The organism is Pseudanabaena sp. 'Roaring Creek', assembly GCF_001402795.1.
GTDB lineage: Bacteria > Cyanobacteriota > Cyanobacteriia > Pseudanabaenales > Pseudanabaenaceae > Pseudanabaena.
This window is the reverse complement of sequence record NZ_LIRE01000253.1, coordinates 1-5,783: the sequence shown is the minus strand read 5'-3', so window position 1 is coordinate 5,783 and position 5,783 is coordinate 1. Positions and strand designations below refer to the sequence as shown.

The following is a 5,783-nucleotide window of genomic DNA, read 5'->3' as shown; positions in this document are numbered from 1 at the left end:
TCTCTTAGAAACCATTTAAGAATTGGATAGATCCCCCCAGCCCCCCTTAAAAAGAGGGGAGAATTAAATTCTTCCCCCTTTTTAAGGGGGATCGAGGGGGATCTCTTAGAGCTTTTGACCGCAGAAAGTAATTCTTAAATGGTTTCTCATTTAGTCATTGCTTGACATAACTCGATAATAGCGGTTTGTAATGTGGCATTTTCATCTTTGCCATGCTTGAGATCGGCTTCTAGTCGTAACAGGATACTTAGCGATCGCATGAGCTTTTGACTGGTTAGCCCCTGCACTTCTTGTTTGAGGAAATACACCCGTTTGGGATTACCAATTTCCGCCGCATCGGCGATCGCCTTATCATCTCGCTCTCCCGATTCCTGCATCAGCTTAATCCACAGCCATGTCCGAAATTGACCCACTAAAGTAGCACAGATCCGCAACCCTACCTCATTATTGCGAAGCAACTCAGAAATTAAGGACAGGGCTTGACTCGTATTGGCTAAGCGAATGGCACTTGCCAGTTGCAAACTATTGTGAGCGGAGGTTTGGACGAGGGGTGCAATGTCTTTAGCGGTAAGAGGTTGGGTTTTACCGTAATGTGATAATTGCAATTTTTGGAGTTCCATCGTCAAGCGGCGGGTATCATTACCGATTGCATCAACGAGTAAGTCCACCCCATCCGTAGATAGTTTTAAATCAATCGCAGTGGCAGCTTGTTTGACGAGTTGAGCGATTGCCTCGACTTTCCAAGGAGGAATTAAAGAAAACTCCAATATCTGGGCATACTTCTGGAGTAACTTGGTAGATTTGGCTCTCCCGTCTGGCTTATTTGATGAGGTAAATAAGATGTGGGAGTCGATGGGTAAATGATTAAAGGTTCTTTCTAACTCTGCTAATAGGGATTCGCTGCATTTCTGAGCGATCGCTGTATCTGCTAACCAAGTCAAACGGCTACCCATGCCAAAGGGTGAAGTTACCGCTTGGTTGAGTCCGTCCATCACTTCCAGATCCCCTGTAGCATTGATTTTCACGTAATTAAAATCACGCCACATCGGATCGACATGGGTATCTATCAGTTTTTTAACTGCTTGGGAAATCTGATAGTCATCATCGCCCCAATAAAAGTAGACAGGCATTGTATGATTAGTTCAACTATGTGGTGTGGTGTAGAGATTTGATGATTACTAGAAGCAAAGCAAATAGTCAAGTTAGCCTCCGTACAAAGAATTCGGTAACAGATCGTACAGATCTTTATGCAACTTGGGGAAAGAGAGTCTTTGATATCGTATTCGCATCAATTGTCCTAACTTTATTTTCGCCAATTTATCTGGCAATTGCGATATTGATTTTTATCAGTTCTCGTGGATCGGTTTTGTATATTCATCCGAGAGTTGGTTTACATGGTTCTAAATTTAATTGCATTAAATTTAGAACCATGATTAACGGAGCGGATCAAGCACTTGAAGACTATTTGAATTCCTGTCCCATTAGTCGTGCTGAATACGAAGCATCCTTTAAGCTTAAGCACGATCCGCGCATTACCAAAATTGGTAAATTCTTGAGAACAACCAGTCTAGATGAGTTGCCCCAGTTTTGGAATGTACTGGTAGGCGATATGAGTGTCGTGGGACCGCGCCCATTAGTGCAGGCTGAGCTCGTCAAATATGGCTCGGCGATCGATAAGGTTCTCAGTGTTCGCCCAGGCATTGCGGGACTTTGGCAAGTGTCAGGACGTAATGACATTCCTTATTCAAGACGAGTGCAGATAGATGCTAGCTATGTAAAACGTATGAGTTTTTGGCTTGATCTCCATTTGATTTTTAAGACCATCTTGGTAGTCATTTTCCCCAAAGGTAACGGTGCTTACTAAAAGCAATAAAAAACCGACCTTAGGTCGGTTTTTTATTGCTTTGGTAATTAACTTCTGCGACTTCGCCCAGTTGAGCGTGACGACAAATCAAATTCTAAAGCTGCTGCCATACCCCAGAGAATAAAGGCTAGAATCCAGAAAAACTCCGCAGGTTCACCACTCTGATAGGGCTTAGCTTTACAAATATCGCTGATATTATTGCTGTAATTGAACCATAAATCCCCAAAAAACATCGCGATACCAGCACTGCCCAGTAATCGCCATGATTGGGCGGCTTTACCACCCCAAAAAGCCAAAAGAAGAATCGTTGCCACAATGAGTAACCAAATGTCACCCAGAGCGTAAATGATATTAAGAGTTTTCCCCAAATCCATCGTTACTTCACCGCTCACCCCAAAGGTCACATAAGCGGCGAGCCCGATTCCCAACAGTCCTACTCCGCCAACGATCGCCCATTGTTTGGGATAGAGATTGAGCCTTCGTCCAATTACTGACATTGCCATTCCCCATGACAAGAATAGGTAAGTAGCTGTGAAAAAAATGTCAGCGATCGAGGGAAATGTCTTTACCAGCTCCTTCGCACCTTTAGCGCCACCCGCGATCAGCCCACTCTGATATTGAAAATCGAGATAACCAAAAGTCAAATTGCCGATGCCCCAAGACAGGATACCTATACCTAAACCAAGCCAAACGTTACGACCGCTGATGATTTTGGCGCTGCGCCAGTTACGCAAACACAGTAACCCCGAACAGGCGATCGCTACAGTTTGAAAAAGGTAAGTACCGTAACGATACCAATTGGGTCTAACGATGAGTCCTTTAACTACTTTTTCACATTCTTCTGGCTTGATGGTATGGGGACCATCGGTTGGGGCACTTAGGAATAGATAGTAAATCAAGGCTGTGGCTGCCCATCCAATCGCTGCCCAAACAATAGATTGTGTGGAAATCCCTGATGGGGAGGGAGGTTTGGCTCTACTCATGTATCTTGAACCTTGGCTACAACCATAGGAAATAAAGTATTTAAAACAAGAAAATATCAAATATTGCGCGACATACCACAGCAAAAAATAAAAAGCCAAAAACAGTAAGGGAGATTACTGCCAGAGCTTACCTTTAGGAGTTTTTGCCAACCAATTAGAGACAGATGCTGCTTCGGGTAATTCATTTAAGGCTTCGATCGCGCTATCAACAAAACTATTATTTCCAAAATAGGAAGATGCTAGTCGATGGATTTCACCTAAAAGAAGTTGCAACTTACTCTCATCCCAGTTTGGGATTTGGATACTATTAAGTGGGTTGATGGATAAAACTTCTTCTAGCACCGAAATTGTTTCACTTTGCGCAAATTTACCCTGTTGCATGAACTTAAGTAAATCTTGCTTAAAAGAGCCTGCTTGCCTAACTCCAAGGATATCTTCAATCTCAAGATATACAGCTTGCAATATCAGTAAACAACCTTGTACAAGATGTGTACCCGATGAAGAACTTTGGCTAGGAGCTGTATGCAGTTGGTCGAGTTTGACCCTGCCCCACACGCTAAAGCGTTGAGGCTCTTCTAGTAATACACAAGCTTTACCTTTGTTATCAGTTAAGTCGCGCCAAAGTGCTAAAGCTTCATCGCGATTATCGCCAAACATATTGAGTAATCTAAATGTTTGCCCCTGATATTGCAGAATCGGTATTTGTTGATCTTTATTTTGTGGGTTTTGGACGTTGATAATTTCAACGTCTTGGCGCTTCAGGATGAACATGTCTCTACTGTTGACTTAACTGATGTTACCAGTAGCAACAAAGCGTGGCTACCTAATGCCAAGGTTAATGATAATCCCAAAATCACATTAACGTCTTGAAATTTAAATTATCTAGGATTTATGGTGGTTTCTATCCGACAATTTACAGTACTTATAGCAGTACTTATAGCGGTTTTCAAATGAAGTTACCTTTATTTGAAAACAAAAAATTTGTCCCCGCAAGGTTTTTGAGTTTTCATTTTGCCATAAGCAAAATAAAAGTCATCATAAGTATTGTGACGCAACCATAAAGATGAGTGGCGGCGCTTTGCGCCGCCACTCATCCTAGGTAGTTAGGTGCAATTAAATATAAAAACCCAAAGCCTGTAGCGCAGCGTGCGCTACAGGCTTTGGGGCTTATGCCTAGATACTTAGCAAAGACTTAGGCAAGGGCAAGATAATCAGTAAGGCGATCGCCATTAAAATCATGCCGATGAGATCGCGTCTGCGGTCAAGGGCGAAATTTTCATTTAAAAGAAGGGGGCGTGGGGCGGGCAATACAAATAGTAAGAGACTATAAATTCTCAACCAAGGCTGGGAAAATAAAGCGATCGCGATTAAAACAAGTCTGGTGATGCGCGAAATGACGACTGCTTGCTGATGTCCGAACATAGCGATCGCTAAATTTCCGCCATCTAGTAAATCAAAGGGCATGAGTTGTAAAGCACTGAGAGCGAGTCCCGCCCAACCTGCGAGGGTCAGTGGCGAAAGCAAGGGGATCGCTTCTGAGCCATTGATTGTGGTAACTCCCGATCTGCCTATTGAAAAAACGGTTTGTAATAGGGTTGCCAAAATCGAATCTTTAAACTCAAAGGTCGCGAGTTTGGGCATTAGCTTGGTCACTAAATTGGTCGTTAACTCACTCGTTAAAAAAGATGGCGTTATGGCTGGATTCGCAATCAGGGGATCGCTGGGAACTGGGGAAAAGCTACCTAGGAATATGAAAAAAACGGAAATGACTAAGCCTGTCACCGTCGGTACTACAGCTAGATCGAAGAGGATGCGACGTTGATTGGCAAGATTTTTGGTTTCATTAAAGCCTTCATCCAAAAAACTGTTGAGATTGCCTAACATCCCAAAGCTACCTAGGCAGGGCAAGAAAAGCGGAGGAACATAGGACAATTTATATTGTTTGGCGATCCAGTAATGGGCGATCGCCCTTCCCATGAAAATTCCCATCACCCCCAAACCATAAGGAATTCCCCGCTGTAAATCCATTAAGCTCAAGTCTTCAATGCGAGCAATGTTTGCCCCAACTACGAACAGAGCCAATATCGTTAATAAAATGCTAAGGCTACTTAAGAGCCAACTCTGAAGCAAATTTTGTGTTCTGGCGATAGTTCTCGGGCGCAAGTAAAAGCAATAGTTGGTAGCGGTTTCTTGCATATCTTGATTGCTGCCAAAGTTGGTGCCGACATTTTCTAACGGGCTTTCTTCTAAATAACAGGTAAACCGATCGCCAAAGATTTGTTGCAGATTTTTAGCGATTAGGTCATAGGCATATTTGGGGTTTGGCGATCGCAGTTTGCCCCGACAATAAATTTCTTGATCGCGGTATTCTAGCCCTTTTAATAAATAGATAGCGGGAGGGAAGCAATTTTTCAGTTGTTTCTCTTCATGGGCATAAAGACTTAAGCTAGCTTGCATATCCGAGTTAGAAATATCTGAGTTAGAACTTGGATACCAAGTGCGATAAATCCATATACAAAGCAAGAAGCAAGTTGTTACAAAAATTAATGGTAAAGCGGTTTGCTGGAGAGTTGTCCATGCGATCGCTAAACTTGGCAAAACAACTGCCAAAATCCACAAAACCAAGGTTTGTGACTGGTGTTTTGGTTCTTGATTGCTGGGGGTGGCAAGCGATCGCAGTCGATAGCTCGCCACCCATCCCACGACGACAAAAACAAATATTTCCTCAAATCCCATATCAATCGCTCATTACTAAAAGCACTATAGCAATCGTGGCGGTATCGCTGTCGTCAAATAGACGAAGGTGGCGCTTTGCGCCACCTTCGTCTATTTGAGCGCTATCTCTTGCCATGCTAGATATAGCTACCGCCAACTGTATCAGGACATAGAACCCAAGATCGTGTTGTCGCGCTCCGCGCGACAACACGATCTTGGGT

6 protein-coding genes are annotated in these 5,783 nt (G+C 43.2%); 1 reads left to right on the top strand and 5 read right to left on the bottom strand.

Annotation, left to right across the window (positions count from 1 at the left end):
• Positions 1 to 146: 146 nt before the first annotated feature.
• Positions 147 to 1,130 (bottom strand): DNA polymerase III subunit delta, encoded by a 984-nt coding sequence (gene holA / locus AC805_RS08830; protein ID WP_055075085.1) that lies wholly within the window; start codon positions 1,128 to 1,130, stop codon positions 147 to 149.
• 41 nt (positions 1,131 to 1,171) lie between these two features.
• Between holA and AC805_RS08825 the strand changes: the two genes are divergently transcribed.
• Complete coding sequence (locus AC805_RS08825) at positions 1,172 to 1,864, top strand: sugar transferase (protein WP_055075084.1); 693 nt, start codon at positions 1,172 to 1,174, stop codon at positions 1,862 to 1,864.
• A gap of 47 nt (positions 1,865 to 1,911) precedes the next feature.
• Here the strand turns inward: AC805_RS08825 and AC805_RS08820 are convergent, their stop codons facing one another.
• The 4 genes from AC805_RS08820 to AC805_RS26765 all read right to left on the bottom strand — a co-directional run.
• Positions 1,912 to 2,847, bottom strand: a complete 936-nt coding sequence (locus AC805_RS08820) for a hypothetical protein (protein WP_009627297.1) — start codon at positions 2,845 to 2,847, stop codon at positions 1,912 to 1,914.
• Between the two features lie 114 nt (positions 2,848 to 2,961).
• Positions 2,962 to 3,618 carry an Npun_F0813 family protein gene (locus tag AC805_RS08815; protein ID WP_055075083.1) on the bottom strand — a complete coding sequence of 219 codons (657 nt, stop codon included), beginning with the start codon at positions 3,616 to 3,618 and terminating at the stop codon, positions 2,962 to 2,964.
• Positions 3,619 to 4,020: 402 nt separating this feature from the next.
• Entirely contained in the window at positions 4,021 to 5,583 is a 1,563-nt protein-coding gene (locus AC805_RS08810) for a hypothetical protein (protein ID WP_055075082.1), read from the bottom strand.
• Between the two features lies 1 nt (position 5,584).
• A partial coding sequence (locus AC805_RS26765; RefSeq protein ID WP_231662531.1) for a hypothetical protein occupies positions 5,585 to 5,783 on the bottom strand: 199 nt, incomplete at its 5' end.

Coding starts and splice junctions, on each gene's coding strand:
- holA (WP_055075085.1), bottom strand. CDS start 1,130: ATGCCTGTCTACTTTTATTGGGGCGATGATGACTATCAGATTTCCCAA.
- AC805_RS08825 (WP_055075084.1), top strand. CDS start 1,172: ATGATTACTAGAAGCAAAGCAAATAGTCAAGTTAGCCTCCGTACAAAG.
- AC805_RS08820 (WP_009627297.1), bottom strand. CDS start 2,847: ATGAGTAGAGCCAAACCTCCCTCCCCATCAGGGATTTCCACACAATCT.
- AC805_RS08815 (WP_055075083.1), bottom strand. CDS start 3,618: ATGTTCATCCTGAAGCGCCAAGACGTTGAAATTATCAACGTCCAAAAC.
- AC805_RS08810 (WP_055075082.1), bottom strand. CDS start 5,583: ATGGGATTTGAGGAAATATTTGTTTTTGTCGTCGTGGGATGGGTGGCG.